The organism is Paenibacillus sp. IHBB 10380 (assembly GCF_000949425.1).
In the GTDB taxonomy this organism is placed as follows: domain Bacteria; phylum Bacillota; class Bacilli; order Paenibacillales; family Paenibacillaceae; genus Paenibacillus_AQ.
The window spans coordinates 2,552,162-2,569,834 of record NZ_CP010976.1; the positions used below are offsets into that span (position 1 = coordinate 2,552,162).

General features: G+C 45.4%; 13 protein-coding genes and 4 pseudogenes. 1 reads left to right on the top strand and 16 read right to left on the bottom strand.

Translation table 11 applies throughout. The annotated features are described in order from the left end of the window. Window positions 1-249 precede the first annotated feature (249 nt). Together UB51_RS11010 and UB51_RS28250 are read right to left on the bottom strand one after the other, a co-directional pair. The gene (locus tag UB51_RS11010) at window positions 250-2,535 is read right to left on the bottom strand and encodes a preprotein translocase subunit SecA (RefSeq protein ID WP_044877337.1); all 2,286 of its coding nucleotides are present in this window, start codon (window positions 2,533-2,535) and stop codon (window positions 250-252) included. A 145-nt stretch (window positions 2,536-2,680) separates the two neighbouring features. Next, window positions 2,681-2,830 carry a hypothetical protein gene (locus tag UB51_RS28250; RefSeq protein ID WP_160297258.1) on the bottom strand — a complete coding sequence of 50 codons (150 nt, stop codon included), beginning with the start codon at window positions 2,828-2,830 and terminating at the stop codon, window positions 2,681-2,683. Between the two features lie 360 nt (window positions 2,831-3,190). Here UB51_RS28250 and UB51_RS29700 point away from each other — a divergent pair. Beyond that, window positions 3,191-3,361: pseudogene (locus tag UB51_RS29700) on the top strand (IS5/IS1182 family transposase); the annotation flags it as partial. A gap of 158 nt (window positions 3,362-3,519) precedes the next feature. Here UB51_RS29700 and UB51_RS11015 read toward each other — a convergent pair. The 14 genes and pseudogenes from UB51_RS11015 to UB51_RS29715 form a co-directional block, all read right to left on the bottom strand. Then, a complete protein-coding gene (locus tag UB51_RS11015) occupies window positions 3,520-3,873 on the bottom strand; it encodes a hypothetical protein (RefSeq protein WP_044877338.1) in 354 nt (117 codons plus the stop codon). Window positions 3,874-3,978: 105 nt separating this feature from the next. After that, window positions 3,979-4,695 carry an ABC transporter permease gene (locus UB51_RS11020; protein ID WP_044877339.1) on the bottom strand — a complete coding sequence of 239 codons (717 nt, stop codon included), beginning with the start codon at window positions 4,693-4,695 and terminating at the stop codon, window positions 3,979-3,981. Further along, complete coding sequence (locus UB51_RS11025; protein WP_044877340.1) at window positions 4,692-5,537, bottom strand: ABC transporter ATP-binding protein; 846 nt, start codon at window positions 5,535-5,537, stop codon at window positions 4,692-4,694. The genes UB51_RS11020 and UB51_RS11025 overlap by 4 nt, the downstream gene beginning before the upstream one ends. 138 nt (window positions 5,538-5,675) lie before the next feature. After that, window positions 5,676-6,611: a LytTR family transcriptional regulator DNA-binding domain-containing protein gene (locus UB51_RS11030; RefSeq protein WP_044877341.1), complete on the bottom strand. Its 936-nt coding sequence runs from the start codon at window positions 6,609-6,611 to the stop codon at window positions 5,676-5,678. Between the two features lie 199 nt (window positions 6,612-6,810). Next, window positions 6,811-7,152, bottom strand: coding sequence for an efflux RND transporter permease subunit (locus UB51_RS11035; protein WP_044877342.1), 342 nt, complete (start codon window positions 7,150-7,152; stop codon window positions 6,811-6,813). 144 nt (window positions 7,153-7,296) lie between these two features. Continuing rightward, entirely contained in the window at window positions 7,297-7,515 is a 219-nt protein-coding gene (locus UB51_RS11040; RefSeq protein ID WP_044877343.1) for a hypothetical protein, read from the bottom strand. A gap of 187 nt (window positions 7,516-7,702) precedes the next feature. Continuing rightward, entirely contained in the window at window positions 7,703-7,954 is a 252-nt protein-coding gene (locus UB51_RS27790; RefSeq protein ID WP_144407000.1) for a hypothetical protein, read from the bottom strand. A gap of 177 nt (window positions 7,955-8,131) precedes the next feature. Then, window positions 8,132-9,052: pseudogene (locus tag UB51_RS29705) on the bottom strand (ISL3 family transposase); the annotation flags it as partial. 202 nt (window positions 9,053-9,254) lie between these two features. Beyond that, a pseudogene (locus UB51_RS29710) lies at window positions 9,255-9,956 on the bottom strand (hypothetical protein); the annotation flags it as partial. Window positions 9,957-10,330: 374 nt separating this feature from the next. Then, window positions 10,331-11,212, bottom strand: coding sequence for a hypothetical protein (locus UB51_RS11055; RefSeq protein ID WP_052675869.1), 882 nt, complete (start codon window positions 11,210-11,212; stop codon window positions 10,331-10,333). Between the two features lie 160 nt (window positions 11,213-11,372). Continuing rightward, complete coding sequence (locus UB51_RS11060; RefSeq protein ID WP_044877344.1) at window positions 11,373-11,594, bottom strand: hypothetical protein; 222 nt, start codon at window positions 11,592-11,594, stop codon at window positions 11,373-11,375. A gap of 59 nt (window positions 11,595-11,653) precedes the next feature. Further along, on the bottom strand, window positions 11,654-16,432 hold the full coding sequence (locus UB51_RS11065) for a non-ribosomal peptide synthetase (RefSeq protein WP_082063112.1): 4,779 nt from the start codon (window positions 16,430-16,432) through the stop codon (window positions 11,654-11,656). 99 nt (window positions 16,433-16,531) lie between these two features. Then, complete coding sequence (locus UB51_RS11070; RefSeq protein WP_044877345.1) at window positions 16,532-16,723, bottom strand: hypothetical protein; 192 nt, start codon at window positions 16,721-16,723, stop codon at window positions 16,532-16,534. A gap of 40 nt (window positions 16,724-16,763) precedes the next feature. Then, a pseudogene (locus tag UB51_RS29715) lies at window positions 16,764-17,615 on the bottom strand (AMP-binding protein); the annotation flags it as partial. Window positions 17,616-17,673: the final 58 nt, after the last annotated feature.

Here is a 17,673-nt window from a genome sequence, read left to right on the forward strand (position 1 = left end):
TCGGTTTACTATTCTGATTTAATATCAAGAAATCCAAGCGGACAAGGTGGCAAATAAATAGCTTCGTTAATTAGTCAAGTGTTGTAATCGTCGAGTGGGTATTCAGATATTGTTGAGAAGTAGCAAACTAATGTTTGCGAGAAATGATCTACATAAAAGGAAAAATATTCTGGAAATAGTTCAGATCAGCCGTTATTTCGTGCAGCCAATGGGCGGCAACGCGATTATCCTTGAAAAAGCTACGTTGCATCAATATTTTGATAGCCTGAATATCGGCCTCGCAATCGTGCGAAGCCAATAAGCAAATACAGTCGTTGTGGTCCATGAGCTGCGCTTATTCTGGATGTATTGATCGTTGATAATATAAGTCCGAGTGGAAGTAGGGCTCTTCAGACCGAACTTTTCCCACTTCGCCGGATCATTCGAACCTCCGAGCCTTACAAGCATATTCGCCGACTCACTATTTATTTTAGCCGGAATTTGCTCGTATGCTTGGGTGATTTGCGCATGAAATTCGTCGATCGGATTGCGGCTAGCAAGGCTCTCCAAGTGGATGCCTTCGCGAATGTAAGAAACGTATGCCAGATGGTCAGCCCAGAACTCGTCGATATAAAAAAGCCGTACCCGCTGCTCCGAAGGGCTCATCGGCTTCTCGCCTTTCAAAATTCCGAGCCGCTCCTCGTATAGAATACGCCTCTGATCCTCCACCATATCCGAATAACAGTTCAGTTCCTGGCGGATATCGAAGTTTTGGCCCATAATAACACGCTGAATTTGCGCGATTTTGCTGCGGAGCACCGAATCTTCGAGAGCCTCATCCTGCCTAAGATTGCGAATCGCTTTATTGATGCCGAACCGAAGCATCAACTCGTCCTCCAAGCTTACGAAAAATACAGAAGCTCCCGGGTCGCCTTGGCGACCAGAACGCCCGCGCAGTTGGTCGTCGATCCGCACGCTTTCGTTCACATGCGTACCAATCACGTACAACCCGCCCAGCTTGGCGACAACTTCTGCTTGCGTGGGGTTGCCACCGCCGAGCCGAATGTCGACGCCGCGTCCCGCCATATTCGTAGACACCGTCACGGCGCCGATTTCTCCCGCTTTGGCGATGATCTCGGCTTCTTTTGCGTCGTTTTTCGCATTTAGAACATGGCAAGGTACGTCAGCAACCGCTAGCGCCTCCGCCAGTATGTTAGACTCTCCGACGCTTGACGTACCAATGAGAATCGGACGTCCCGTCGCATGGACGGATGAGATCTCTTGTACAAGCGCCTTAAGTTTGGCTTCTTTATGGGTATAAATCCGGTGCGGATGGTCAATCCGTATGTTTGTCCGGTTCGGTGGAATTTGCACGACCTGCAGCACATAAATATCTTCGAAATCCATTGCGGAAGTCTGCGCGGTAGCCGTCATTCCGCAAATCTTCGGATACAGGCTAATGAAGTGTTGAAGGGTGATAGTCCCGAGAATTTTCCCACCGGCTTTCGACTGCAGCCCTTCTTTGGCCGCAAGCGCAGCCTGCAGCCCGTCCGGCAAATGCCTGTTCTCCGCCACACGGCCGGTATATTCGTCGACCAGCTCGATATTACCGTCCCGGACGATGTAATCGACGTCTTTTTTCAATAACAATTCCGCATGCAGCGCGCAATTTAAAGACATTAACAAATGACTATGATGGCTTTCGTACAAATTGCCGCATCCCAGGAGCGATTCCGCTTTCGCAGAGCCCACTTCATTCAAGTAAACGTTCCGCTGGAACTCGTCGAAGTCGTAATGCTCTACTTGCTGTAGCTGCCGAGCCACTTCTGCGAAACGAATCCCGTCGTTGCCATCGTTGCCGAAAGAGCCCGATTCACCGGCAATGACTAGCGGCACCCGCGCTTCGTCGAGAAGCAGTGAATCCGCTTCGTCGACGATGACGAAGTGGAAAGGACGATGCACGGTATCGGCTTCGTTTAGTGCGATCGTGTCGCGCAAATAATCAAATCCCGCCTCTTTAACCGTAACATAGGTTATATCCTTGGCGTACGCTTCCCGTTTCTCGAACAGGCTCATGCCCGCTTGAACCGAGTTTACCGTTAACCCGAGGAAACGATAGATCGGGCCCATCCACTCCGCATCTCGATTTGCCAAATAATCGTTAAAAGTCAGCACATGAACGCCTTCGCCGGTCAGCGCATTTAGATAAGCAGGCATAACAGCAGAGAGCGTTTTTCCTTCACCGGTATGCTGCTCGATCAAAAATCTCTCGTGCAGAGCGATGGCAGCCATGATCTGGACATCGTAAGGCTGTAATCCGAGCTTTCTCTTCGCTGCCTCGCAGACTAACGCATAGGCATCGACAAGCAGCTCATCCAAAGGCGTACCCGACTTTGCTTCCTTTTTCAGCCGGAGAGATTCCGCTTGCAGCCGCTGATCGTCCCAAGCTTCCAAATTCCGTTTCCTGATGAGCTCCGCTTTGTCTCGATAGCCTTTCAGCTTATGCCGGGTATCGCGGTCTTTGAATTCTCGCATCAACTTGACGACTAAATTCATCGGAATTTGATCCCTCCTCGGTAGAAATACGCGATTCTATAGTAGCTAAAGTATAATTAAACTTTATAACAATGGCAATATTTAGAATAAAAATAAACTCCCTTTGCTTCATTAACAGCACCAGTTGCCGTTAACACTTGCGCTCTTAGCCGCTGACAACCTTCACTGTAACGCCATACGACATGCCGAACATCGGATAATCCACGTAAGGAATGGCTTGAATCGTAAGATCGTATTCGCCAAGTTGACCTAACAACACCGTATCTGGCAGCTCATATGGCTTTTTCGGCGGCAACCATTCCGTATATCCATCCGTAACGAGAAAGTCAACAATTCAAATCAGCTAATCAACCGTTCAACACAAAATCAACACTTTTAGTGATTAACCTCGAGCAAAAAAGCAGTTAAATCTCCAAGGTCTCGGACACGGGCTTATTCAATTGTTGTTGGGTAAACTGTCTAATAATCTAAGGCACGGAGACTAGTTAAGTTGTGATGGCTTGCAAACAACATACGACAACCTGCAAACAACAGAGTTCCGCTCCCCTTTACCCTTTGGGTTGCATCACTTTACTTCACTTGGCCTTTCCGTGGCGGTCCGTTCGGGCTTGACTTAGCCACAGGTGGATGACTCCTCTCGGCTCTGTTGGACGTGTTGGCAGCCGAATCTGATGAAGAAAATATCATGCTAGATGCCTCCACCGTACGTGTTCATCAACACGGCGCGGGGGCAAAAGGGGGCAGCAATTCCAGGCCGTCGGACGATTCCGCGGAGGCTTAACCAGCAAGATCCAGGCCGTTGTGGACGATCTTGGCAATCCCTCGCGCCTTGAAGTCACTGTGGGCAACATTAAAGTTGGAAGAGAAACAAGCTCGATCCGTCATTCCAAGTAAGAAGAATCGGACGACTCAACGGACAACCGACTGGTGGTTGTTTAAAGAACAGCATCTAGTTGAATGCCTCTTTAATAAGTTCAAACACAATCATCGACTGGCAATTGTTTCGACACATTCAATTGGATGGGCGGCAACATCAACGAGCGACGTATACTTCTCATTCAGCAGATAATACTTCTTGCCGTCGCGCTGCATCCATGCTTCTTTTGTCTTTGTCGGAAGATCTTGGGGCTGGAGCTTCTCGGCGTCGTACACTGACATAGCCAACTGCCCAAGACCCGGAAACGAAGCGTATCGACGAATCCATAAGTAGGTACGGCCGTTCTCCTCCGTCACGAAGCTGATCATCGTATTCACATCCGCACTCCGGAACACGCCGTCCGCCGAATACTCGTAGATCTGGGCCGGATTATCGGGCGACTGCTCCGAAGTGATGGACATGACGACACCTTCGTTAATATAATTGTTTATTATACTGGTGGCGCCATAGATTACCGAATACTGCAGCACAGAATTTGGCATATAGCCAGATACTTTTTTGTAAATTTACTCATCCTTTAACCGCCGTTGATACAAAACAACAGATACGATACTTAATACAACCGTCCATGCCAAAATAATGAGGAGAGGTTTTAATAAATCCACCGTCGTAAAACCTATTTTTGGTATGGCTAGCAAATGCACAAGTTGACTGCTTGGTGCGTAATCCAGCACTTTGAGAATCGGATAATCATCCACTAGAAATGCCCCCCATGGCGCCCCCATGAATATTAAAGACACAGGAAGTATGAATAATGAAGCATCAAGCACCGTCTTGGAGAATAAAGCGCATATCGTCCCGACTGCTATATATAGAATAATCGTAAGAAAGATTGCTGTCACAAACGCCCATATACTAGCTGGCTCATAGCCAATTAAATACGTTGCAATAGCCAGAGAAACAGCAGACATTACAAAGACTAAAGTACTTTTACCGATCAAAACATCTAAGGCCGTGGCCGGAGTCAGCATTAATGATCGTAAAGTGTTACGCTCCTTTTCTTCCGCAATCAAGCATGCTTGTACTAAACACGTTAATAACACAAACGAAGAATTAAGAACAAGACCGAAAGCGAAAGCTCCATTTAAAGAAGGGCCTGCACTTCGAAAAAGAAGTGCCAGTATAATTGGAAAAATCAAACTAATGGAGATCCCATAATTGCGTGAAAACTCTTTGTAATCCTTCACAAATATCGCTCGAGCACGTTTTAATGAGATACTCATAATAACTCACTTCCTGTCATCTTAATAAAGATATCACCCAGACTTGGCTCTTTCGTTTCTAAGCGATCGATCAACCCTCGTTTCATCCAATCCGTTATTTGATCAGCCGTTCCCTCATCGATCGGCAGCTCGTGTGTTTCCCCATTTATTAAGTCAACAGAAATTATGTTTTCTCGATGCTGTTTTTTAAGTTCCTTTGGTGCGCCGATGGTTTGGATTTGTCCTTGATACAAAATCGCTACACGATTACATATCAATTCTGCCTCAGCCATATCATGCGTAGTTAAAAAAATCGTTGTCCCATTCTCATTTAAGTAGCGTAAGCCTTTATAAATATGTGCTGAGTTTACTGGATCTAAAGCCGAAGTAGGTTCATCTAAAAATAATAATTCCGGCTCATGGATAATCGCGCATGCCAACAAGACACGCTGACGCATCCCTTTCGATAAGAGTTTGACTTTCTTTTTGCGCTCTCCTCTTAAGTTTACAAACTGCAACACCTTATCGATCGAAGATCTAGGAAGATCATATAATTGGCGATACAGCTCTAGATTTTCCTCAATCGATAATCTCTCATATAGACCACTGTTATCCGTCAAAATGCCAAAGCGCATCTTCTGTGCAGACTGATGCATCATCTCCGCTGGCTGGTTAAATACACTTGCCTGTCCACTTGTCGGATTTAATTGCGCCGTTAAAATCTTGATTAATGTTGTTTTTCCTGAACCACTCGGACCCAAAAAACCAAAGATTTCCCCTTTCGGAATTGAAAAAGACACATCTGCTAATGCGTCCTTATTTCCAAATCTCTTTCGAATACGTTCTACTTGGATAACTTCCATATACACCACTTCCTTAGAGTTGATGACTTAAATATATACAGATTGCATGCCTCCAGCCTTCAAAACCCGCCGAAATGTAGCTGTTATCGCCTGAATGGTACCATTGAATGCTTGATTGGTTCGACATTACCCCGGAAATTAAATGTTAAGAAGTGCTTTTAATTCATGCAATTTTGAACGAGATAACGGAACCACGGCATCTTTACCTATATTTAATCGTAAGCTATAGCTATTCTTCGTCCATGTAATAATCTCTCTTACTTTTTGCAGGTTAACGATGTAGGATCGATGACACCTGAAAAACCCGAAATTTAACAATCTCTGCTCGAGCTCGGTTAGCGTCAAAGCACAGTCATAATTTTCCCCACCCACATGAACAAGGTTCGAACCCTCTATACTTTCTATAAAATCGATTTCAGGCGGATTAAATAAAATCACTTTGTCATTTCTTTTTGTAGAGATCTTCTGCAAGGTTATATTGGCCTCATCTTGTTTCTGTACTTCCTGCTTATCCTCTTCTGAGTCCCGAATATCCAATTGATGAAATCCGAATTCGTTCAATCGATAAATTGCATCACAGGAAATAATGGCATCCTCTAAATTCGAAGTTAAAATTAATACTTGCTTTTCTTTCGAAAGGTCATCTAGTATCCGTTTAAATTGACGACGATCTTGCTCTTCTAAGTAAAAATAGGGTTCCTCCAGTACAAGTGTAGGCTGATGCGCAAAAAAGACGCGTAGCAATGTCACATACGTCCTTTTTGAAGAGCTTAGGTCCTTGATCCTTACCTTCCGTTCTTCTTTTAAAGCAAAATAATCTAGTAACAGAGCGACACGCTCATTCCTCTCCGTTACTTTGATTAGAAAAATGATTAGCTCTTCCACCGTTAAACGTATATACTCGTTTTGCCCAGCTTGAAATAAATAATATTCGGAATGATTCACTAATTGATTCATTAAAAGCTGCTTTCGCTTCAAGTCCGTTATAATGCCAATCGATTGGTTCGATGTCATATTTAATTCGATCTTCGGTAGAAATAATTTCCCCTCATAATACATTGGTTGAAATTGCATACCGTCCTCCTGGTCAGTGCCGCTATAGGATATATATAACAATTATAATGTTGGGATACTTTTTTGTCAGTTTCTATCGAAAAATATAACGGCATGTCTTCTCTAAGCCATATCAGCATATAAGAAGTCGTTTTATCATATACTTTAACATCCGATCCATCTGTCAGGCTATAGCTAAGAATAGGAAAAGTGCTGGTCGTTACCGAGTGACAGTAGGTTGGTTTATTCTATCTGGTAGAATGGCATCATTCAAAGTCATCCGGACATCCTGTTCGGCTTTGGACATTTTGTAGTTCATGGGATAGTACAGATTCATCAGCAATCCGCCGTCATAAGACGTCGTCTCAAGATTAACGATACCGTTTGTTTTTCGAATAGCCTCCTCGAATGGCTTCGTGAGATCATGTTTAACCTGATCAGCTTGATAGGACGATGCTCTCAGCGACACCATTAGCAGCTGAACCGCCAAAAGAAACGGATTGATTAGAACCTGTCGATGATAAAACGTATATCTCTCAAGAATGTATCCACCTTTGTGCATTTTTTTATGACACAATTTTTACTACACTAAAATATAAAAGACCGGTAAATCAGGCTTTTCAGCTTTAGTAAATGTAGACAATTTTGTGTCATTAGACAGGATTTCGCAAAAATAAGCCCCTTCCTCTGTTCCTTAAACCAACAATTATTTTGAACGATCAATTTGTCGGAACTCATTAAGCATCTGGTTTAAGACTTTCCCTGTTTTCAAGCGGATCACGACTTGCTCATGTTGACGTTGGGTGTTGGCCTCAATCCAAGACCACTCGCCATCTAATGCTGCCAACCTGCCTAAAAAATCGTCTTTATGAAGATGGACATATACAAGAAAAGAGTCTTTCTCTAACGAATCTTCAAATAACATAACGACCTCGAAAAATCTCCGCCGCGCATACTCTTGTTCGAAGCTATTCTCATCATATAAGAACTCATTTAATTTATAACGCAGACTATCCTTCGTAAAATACTTCTTAGCATAGTCAGGATTAGATTTATTCTCTCCGAAAGTGAAAAACTCCCATTCAGGAATAAGAGTACTATACTGAGCGCTGTCAAGAACTGCAACCTGTCAACCGTAAAGCTGCGTTCCAAAATATTTTTATATTCAACATTTGATACATTGTTGATAAATTTGTAATCGCGTAAGCATAGTACTCTACTCGTGACTCTCGTTTGTCCTCGTCATACTCCAACGCGATAGTAAATTCCGGATTGTAGATATTGTAGTAGGTATCTTCATCATGTTTCCATTCACTTTTGTTCTCAAGTCGCTTCATGATCTGCTCGAAAGGGGAGCGCGTCAAATACCGTTGACTCTGATTCTTTTACCTATTCGCTATTATAGATTTTCGACAAGATAATTCATAATACCTCCTAATGATCAATCACAAAGATTGCTTAGTTAAAAAACCGCCGCATACTGGCGGCTTTAGAATTCCACAAGATGTCTAGGCTCAACCTCAAAATTAGTGCTTGAATATTTAGTTCAACCCTTTTCGGTTACATTCAACTAATATTCCAGCCTTATAACGGTCACGATTTCGCGTGAAATAATGCCGACGTTGGTAGGCTTTAATTCGATTATGTCGACCTTCAACCGTCGCATTCGTCCAACGACAATGATGGTAATTAATGATCTCTTCTTGCCAATTGCTCATTGTGATTAATGCACTTTTTACAGCTTCATGATCAATTGATTTGCCTTGTTCACACCAGCGCTTGAAACCACGCAAAGCAACCTTATAGTCGGGTGAATAGTCATACCACTTCGTGAAAGATTCTTTCCATTCCCGCACTTTTCGCTATGTGGAGAGCAGTTTAATAATCCGTTAAGCATGCTCCTGCTTTCTTTGGAAAGCCATTCTTCTCGCGGGTTTAATAGTCAGTGATTTGCTTTGAAGTTGGCTTTCACTCTCGGCGCTAACTTACGTTGTATTTTTTTACGAACTTCCTGTAACGCTTGCTTCAATAATGTAGCCATGTACATGAAAACGATCCGCGATTCGAATAGCTTGTGGAAAGCATTCTTTGATCCATGTATGGTAGGATTTTGCTAAATCCATCACCACAGCTTTAGGGTTCAAATGAAGAAAACTGGAATGTTGCTTCGAATACACTCATAGATCTTCTAGTCTACGTCCAAAAAGCAGGTCGAGCATCATTTCTCCTCGTAGATCATGAATGCCTGTATTGTATTTATGACCTTTCTTGATAGCGAAATCGTCAACACCTAAAACCAAATTACCGTTCGCTTTAGCCTGTTTCCAGGCGCGATCATTAAATCGCTCGTTTTCCGCTGGGATCGCATCTTTATGGAATCGTTGCACCGTACTTTCAGGGGTACTTTTCATAAGTGCGCTATGTGCCGCAGTTGACAAGATTCTATGATGAAATTGATGGGCCATCTGGTTTACGGATTCATTACCGGTTTTACTTATCTGAAAATGGAAAAACAATAAGTTGAAACGAAGCCTGCAGTCAATGACAGCAGGCTTCACTCGTTAATATGAATCTTTCTCCCTTATAGGCATTATGCATGGTCAAAAGAATCCTCGCTGTGACAAGCCATAACCACCGGCATTATTATGACTAGTTAAGTCCACCTTAATTTAAATATTGAATTGAAACTGAGATTAGCGATAGACATCGCTTGTAAAAATAATCATAGTGTCTATTATCCTCAATATTTATTTTTGTTGTTTCATGGTGTCGAATTCTAAAGCTATTCCCAATTTGCGTAAGTTCAAGAAATTCCTTTTCAAAGAGTTCTTTATAATGTTTTTTTGACCGCTCATATCATCAATGATCCTACCTATAGATTTCTTCTTATCCAAAGTAGGAGAGTAATATATTTTGAGCTTTTCAACAGCATTTTTAAGATTACCTTCATCGTAATAGTTAGCTGCTTCTTGAAGCAAATCTTTGAGACCAGCCTCCTGAATCGGCACTAATAGTAGTAGCTTTTATTTGGCTATTGAATGTATTTTCAATTTTACCATTATTCAACTTCAAGGCAATATCATTCAGTTTTAATATTGCATTAACTTGTGCCTCGAAATCAGTATTCTGGTTATATTTCTCAAAAAACTCTGTTGCATCGATTACACAATAGGGCGAACTAGAACACACAAAATCTTGCAGGTTATCAGTTTCCATATTCTGTCTCTGTTTATTATAACATTTTGGTGTGTAAAATTGCCGAATATCATTAAAAACCTCATCACATGTCGTAACATTATAATTCCAACCAGTTTCATTGTTTTTTTGAAAAACATCATTGTGTTTTTCTAGAAGTTGATAAATTTGAATTACATTCTTTTCTGTTTCATGATCAAATAATTGAGTAACAGCGTGTATAATCCATCGCAACGTAAACCCGTAGTAGTCTTTTGAAATTTCATCCGCATCTTGTTCAATCGTCATTATTGAAGCGAGAGCATCTCCTCTTAACCAAGGACGACGCATATTATCCAGAGCCGTTTGCTTCGGTGCAGAATACATTAAGTTACGAGCTTTTTGATTACTCCAAATTGCTAGTTCACGAATAATATTATCTATCAATTCGATATAATCATGCTCATCAGCAGCACAGAACGTTAAGGAGGAATTCAGATGAAAATTAGTTGTTGATTGGAGTGATGACAAACGGCAAGAGTTCTGCACTCAAAAATGGCCCAGCTCTATAAAAGCTGGGCTTGGTATACGGATAAACTTTGCTTGATGACAGATTTGAATTTACTTGGATATTCATTCACCTTGAACGGATAAATTATGGCACAAGATGCAAGGCCATCTCCCCGGAAGAGACTAAGCACACCATGCAGGGAAGCCTCGCCCATATCATCATATCGCTGATCCCCGGTCTGCTTGGCATACTCCCGGTAGACTTTTCCTGATAAGCCACTCCAATAATGTGGGAACGTATCGCCCAGCATTCTTCTTTTGCCGAACCAGTAACCATCCCAATGACGGATTGCCACTTCATTAAGATGGTAGTCCGGCTGTCTGCCGTTGAACAATTCCAATATTCCCAAATGCTCACGGAAGGCGGTCAGATACTTTTCTTCCAGAGTAAGGCGATACATCTGAATCATTAGATTGGCAGCAGGAGCTACAATACTTTGCTCATAGTTCACTTCGCTGGGCGGGTGGGAGGTTCCATACTCAAAGATAGCCGCTGCATGCTGACTGAAATGAGTGAACAGAGAATCTGCTTCATCTGTCATCCCGTTCTCTCTCAAGAGACCTACCATGTCAGCCATAAGGAACTCAATCGGATAGAACCTGTAACCGCCGTCTCTGTAAAAGCCGTGCATGATTTTCGACATATTAAGCAGGTATTTAGAATGCTTATACAGATGGAATAGTTCCATATACAATATAGCCAGCCACGAATAGTTATATAGCCGCTGGATATCATTGTTACGAGCCACATCGTTATATACTGTCCCGGTTTCCTCGTCAAACAGCTCACGCTCAATATATGCGACATATTTCAGCAGGCTTGTCTCCAGCTCATCCGAAGCCTGGATTTGCAGATACCTGGCAATGAGCACCCCCATACCGAACCGTTCTCTTCCCCCGTTGTGATCATGGTAGTGGGAATAATATAAGCTCTCTTCTTCATTGTTATAGATGAGCTAAGCCCGTCCAGCCTACTGTCTTCACGGCTGCATTGCTGGCGCTCTGCAATAAAGTGGCATCTGGCCTTAACCAGCTACATTAACGGAGGAAGTACCAGAATGCTACAAAAGGTGCTGATTCCATTGATCTTATTGCATAGTTATACTCACCGGGCGTCTCGTAGACCGCTTCTACGATAATTAAGTCTCCTATGCTGGTATAATGTACATTCTGCTCATGACAGGGAATTTGAACTTCCGCCAGATCTGAGAAGCCCATTGTGTCCGTTGAAGTTAATATGATTGCATTGGTGAACCCCAATAGGTTGCATTCCTTATTTGTGAAGCAAAAGCGGTTGCATTGGAATACTAATATTTACATTAACCCAACGGGTTGTTCTCCTCTGCACATGCTGCCTTGAGAAAAGCCATCCTTACTTCCCCAACGTCAATCTTGTAGCTACAGCGAAGGGAGAAAATGAACCCGTCGGCGTACGTTGTTGCGATACAGTTAAACAGCGAATAGATCGGCAGCGGATTCGGCTGTTTCACGACGGTATCGTCGTAGCTTTCCCGCAAATTCCCCTTGGCGCTATTGCCCAAATAATTAAACATGAACAAATCGAGATGCTCATACTGTTCCCCAAACTGTACGAACCTCTTGGTTCTGGACCAGTCGTAACGACAAGCAGGATCGGTGAGCAGATGCATAAAATTAAGGTTTTTATCCTTCAAAAGATCCAGCCGGGCTCTGACGGAACGCATTGTTTTATCCGGATTCCACCCCGCATCGATGAAGAGAGGCACGAAATCAATAAATTCGCCGACCGTATTGTAGTATGACGCTTCTTCATATCTTCGTCCGTCGTATAAGAACAGCAAGGGAAAATGATCCGTCTCCAAATAAGCCTGCAGGCCCTTGGTATAAACGGAAAGCGCAAGCCCCAAGGAAGGTTCTTTGGCCGGAATAGAAACGTTGAACAAGAAGGCTTCATCACTCGTTCGATGCTCAAGCCGGCGTAAAATATCCTGCTTGCTCCGGTGAAATGCCTCCAGTTCAAAGGCCGAAATCAATTCTTGCTCGGCGATGCCTTGCGGGCCGCTTTGAATTTGCTTGACATACTCAAGAAAAGGCTTCACTTCGTCAGAAGGCGGAACTTGATTTAGCAGAAGACTTCTGTAGCAAGAGACCATCTGCCGCTCGATGACTTCGGTTGTCACCCGGTCGCAAAGAGCATGATGCAAAAGTCCGATCACATAATGCTCACGCAGATTTCGTTTTAACAGAATCATTTGATACAACATGCCCTCCCCGTCGTACCGGGTGTTGTGAATGAAATCCTGCAGCATGTCCATAAACGGACCGCAAGAATTGTAGCCTGATACGTCGATCAGATAAAGCTTCGGCGGACTGGAGGCAGGAAAGGCGTATTCTTTCCAGCGAAAGCATGGCTCTCCTTGGACGGAAACGCTTCTCAACAAACCTTGGCGCTGCACGAGTTGAGCGTAGGACTGGTCCAATAGCGTATAATCCACGTACTCGTCCAGCTTGAAGAAAACGACGCTAGGAGGCGTTTGGAACTTGATTTGCATCTGTTGTATCGCCCCAAACGGATATTCCTGCGTCACTTCCCCCGTTTTGATCCACCGATCCATTTGACAGTAATCATCTTTAATCCACACGCGAATGGCTGTTGCCTCATCCAGTTCTATTTCGTTTAATCCGAGACGCCGGCAGAAAACATCTTCATCAATCGTTTCGTTCGGATCCACTTCAATTCTTCGATGCAGAGGCACGATATAGTGTGGCAATAGATTTTTAGCGACCTTCCTGTTCATCGTTTGTACGAGGCTTTCGACGCGATTTTTTTCCACATCGTCGCTGTATAGAACGTTAATATTTTTCGTTTCTCCGAACACATCTCTAACTTGATACGAGACCAGTTCATACTCGCCCTCCGTTCCGCGGTGCAGCCAGGAAACGAGAACTTCTTTCGCTTCAATGAGGCCTTCCTGCTCCTTCGCCGATTGAAGGTAAGCGGCGAGCGCTCGGATCGATTTATAGTGATAAATATCCGTTAAGGTAACACGGCATCCTGCCTGTTCCATTTCCGACATCAACACCAGCGCTTTGAGAGAATGCCCGCCGAGGTCAAAGAAGCTGTCCAGGACCCCGATGCGCTCTAAACCGAGCACCTCTGACCAGATGTCCGCCAGCTTCGCCTCCATGTCGTTTCGCGGCGCGACGTATTCCACGCCCGTGTGTACCGCCCCTTCCGGTGCTGGCAGCGCCTTGCGGTCCACCTTCCCGTTTGGCGTTAGCGGCAATTGCTCCACACGTACGAAGTAAGACGGAATCATATACTCCGGCAAGCTTTCTCCCATGTGCTTGCGCCATGCCGACACCGACAGTTCCTCTTCCGTCACCACGTACGCGCACAAGTACGCTTGGCCTTCTTCCTTCCGGGCTATGACGACCGCGTCTTTCACTGCTTCATGCTTCATGAGCTGCTGGCGCACCTCGTCTGGTTCAATTCGGAAGCCACGGACCTTCACCTGCTCGTCAATCCGGCCCAAGTACTCCAGATTCCCGTCCGGCAGCCATCTGACCAAGTCCCCCGTTCGGTACATCCGCTCTCCTGCCACAAACGGGTTCTCCACAAACTTCTCCTCCGTCAGATCCGGTCGGTTCAAGTACCCTCGTGCCAACCCATCTCCGGCTATGCACAGCTCTCCCGCGATTCCAATAGGCTGCAACCGGTTCGCTCCACTCAGCACATACACTTGTGTATTCGGCAGCGCCTTTCCGATAGGGACGTGGACTCCCTCCTTCCTTCCCAGGGCATATTGCGTTGCATAGATGGTCGCTTCCGTCGGGCCGTACATATTTTCCACGCTGACGTCCGGCCATAATTCGTTCAGCTTGTTCGCCAAATCGCTAGGGAGCGCTTCTCCTGCTACAAATACGTACTCCAGCTTCCTAACCTTCTCTTGTTCTACACCGTCGTTCATCACCAATTGCAACATCGCTGGAACGAAGTTGATGTGCGTGATTGGATGGCGATCGATCACCTCTTCCAGTTTGGCCCAGTCCTTTTCCGCGCCTTGCTTGGCTATTACCAGTTGGCCGTTCCCTAGTATCCACCCGAACAACTCCGTGATCGATACATCAAACGTATAGGCAGTCTTTAATAGATAAGCTCCGATTGCTTGTAATGGATACCGTTGCTGCATCGCTGACAACATGTTGGTTAGACTCGCATGCTCCACCAATACCCCTTTCGGTTTCCCGGTGGACCCCGACGTATAAATCACGTACGCCAAACTAGCGGCCGTATGCTCGCGCACGATATTCCCGCGCTCTTCCTCTGCATATACGCCCGCCTCATCCAACGCCACGATGCTTCCGTCAAACACCACTCGGTCCGTCAGCCGCTTCTGCGTCAGCAGCACCTTCGTCCCGCTATCCTCCAGCATGTACGCAATCCGCTCTGACGGATAGTCCGGGTCAATCGGCAAATACGCTCCCCCTGCCTTCAGAATGCCCAAGATCCCGGCCATCATCTCCAGCGAACGTTCCACCATGATACCCACGATCGTTTCGGTCCCTACCCCATTCTTGCGCAGCATTCGCGCCACTTGGTTCGACCTGGCATTCAGCTCTTCGTACGTCCACTCCTGTCCTTCGTACACCACTGCTACTTGCCCAGGAGTTTTCTCCACCTGTTCCTCGAACAGTTCACTAATTGTCTTCTCCCTCGGGTATGGTGCCTCCGTCTTGTTAAACGACACCAATACCTGCTCCCGTTCCTCTTCTGTTACGATATCAAGCTCTTGAATCCGCAGCTCCGGATGCTTCACTACCTGCTGGATAATTCTCTCCACATGCTGCCCAATTCTCCGGATAAACTCCTGATCGTGCGCCTTTGCATTGTAATTCATTTTAAACGTCAGCTGTTTCCCCGGAATGACCGTGATGTTAAAGTCATAGTTCGTCTGCTCGAACGCTTCGACTCCCTCTATCTCAAAGCCTAACCCTTCCCCGTCCCCGTCCGTTTGATTCTTCAGCTCTTCACCTATAGGGAAATTTTGAAACACCATGATGTGATCCAGCAATCCTTGCTTCACCTGGCTCTTCGCCTGCACATCCGCTAACGATACGTAATCGTATTTCTCCGAGGCTAACGCTCTGTGCTGCATCCCTTGCACCAGGTCTGCAAATCGCTCCTCCGGCTCTGCGTACACTCGAATGGGAATCGTGTTCACGAATAACCCCACCATCTTCTCCACGCCTTCAATTTCCGCAGGTCTTCCCGAGACTACCGAACCGAACACCACGTCGCTCGCTTGGTTGTACCTTTGCAGCAAAATCCCCCAGATCGCCTGAATCATCGTATTGATCGTCACTTGGTACGTTTGGGCGATCCTGTTCAATTGACCGCTCTCCTTCTCCCCTACGGTGACGATCACTTCCTCTTGCCGATACTCCCCGTTTCCTTCGCCTTTCCGCTGCGCCGGTACGCTTGCCTGTTGCTCGTACCCTCTCAAATAGTTCTCCCAGTACTCCAGCGCCTCTTCTTGATCCTGCTCCCCCAGCCATTGGATGTAATCGCTGTACGGATACGCTTTTTCCAGCTCCACGCGATGACCGCTTTTCAATTGAACGTAATACTTGAACAAATCTCCCAGAACGATCCCCGTGCACCAGCCATCCATGATGATGTGATGGTAACTCCAGATCACTCTGTACGTTTCCTTTCCCGTCTGAATCACCGACAGCCTCATCAGCAGATCCTTGCTAAGATCGAATCCCTTTTCCCTATCTTTTTTCTGGAACTCTTTAATATATTGCCTTCTCTCATCCTCTTCAAGATCGGCTATGTTTTCATAATGAATCTGGGCTATTTTTTCTTTTGCTGTAATTCGTAAGGGTTTGCTAACTTCCTCAAATACAAATACTGATCTTAGGATATTATATTTTTGGATTACCAAATTAAAAGCTTGCTCGAATAATTCGATTTGAAAAATAGTATTGTTAATGTTAAATCCTACTTGAACCAAATATCCCCTAAAATTATGATCTACTATCGAGTGAAATAAAATTCCCTCCTGCATAGCAGAAAGGAACCCTATGTCTTCGATATGCTTAAGACCCAACATATGCTTCACCTCCGTTTTTAATTTTTTCCAAAGAGTTGAACTGCAATTTCAAAGTCCTTCCATTTCAACTCTTTCGCACTAAAATCGCTAGGAGTTCTCTCAGCATCCTCTTTTTGTACGCAATGCTCGATAATCCGGCACAGGTGGTCTCGGTAGCTCTTCAGCAATCCCTTGATCGTCTCTTCCCGGATACTGGATGCTCATCTGCAGCTTGCCTCCCACAATGGCGCCGCTCACGTCCAGCTTGTATGTTCGTTCCGAATCTCGATGAAATGCGCTTCCCATCGGCATCCCGGAGCCTTCAAATACACCGCTTCCCATCTCTGCGTACGTTCATAAGTACCAATCCGGGATTATCGCGCAGCACAAGATTGATTTGCGGTACGGATAGGGTTTCGCCCCCGACAAGCAGGGTTTGCAAGTCGCCAAACAGCCTTCTGTCCCGTTGCGACAATTGATTAAAGAGAGGTGTGGTAAGAAACATCGTTGTAATTCCGTAATACCGGATCGCTTCCTTCAATTTTTCCGCGTTCAAAATGACCTCGTTGTTCACGAGATAAAGCCGCCCGCCATTAGCGCTCCCCAAATTTCAAACGTGGAGGCGTCAAAAACGACTGCCTGTTTGCAAGATTCGCGTCGTTTCATTTAACGCAACATAGTTGCAATTTTTCACCAACCGAACCACGTTTCGCTGCTCGACCATAACGCCTTTCGGCATGCCGGTCGATCCCGACGTCAGATGATATAGGCCAAATCATACGGACCCGATCCGGGCTCTAGATTCGATCCGTCCCGTCGTAAACATGGCGGTCGTCCAGGGTCACCGTTTTCCCGCCAAAGGTCAGAGGCCCCAGTAAATGGTTTTTGGTTAGCAACATTTTCGCGCCTGAATCCTCAAGCATATATCGGATGCGTGTCTCAGGGTACCCGGGATCGATCGGCATGTAAGCACCCCCCGCTTTCAAGATGCCAAGGATGCCCACGATCATGTCCGGGGAACGCTCCGCCATAATGCCGACCGGTTGATCCGGCTGCACGCCTTCCGCCCGAAGGGTCCGCGACAGCCGGTTGGCACGCTCATTCAGCTCGCCATACGTCAACTGCGTTCCTCGAAAACGACTGCAATTTGGTCCTACGTACGTTCCACCTGCTCCTCGAACAGTTGGTAGATTGACTTCTCCCGCAGGTCTATACCCATGTTGCCGAACCAATTCGGCAAATGCGTCTTCCCCTCCATCGTG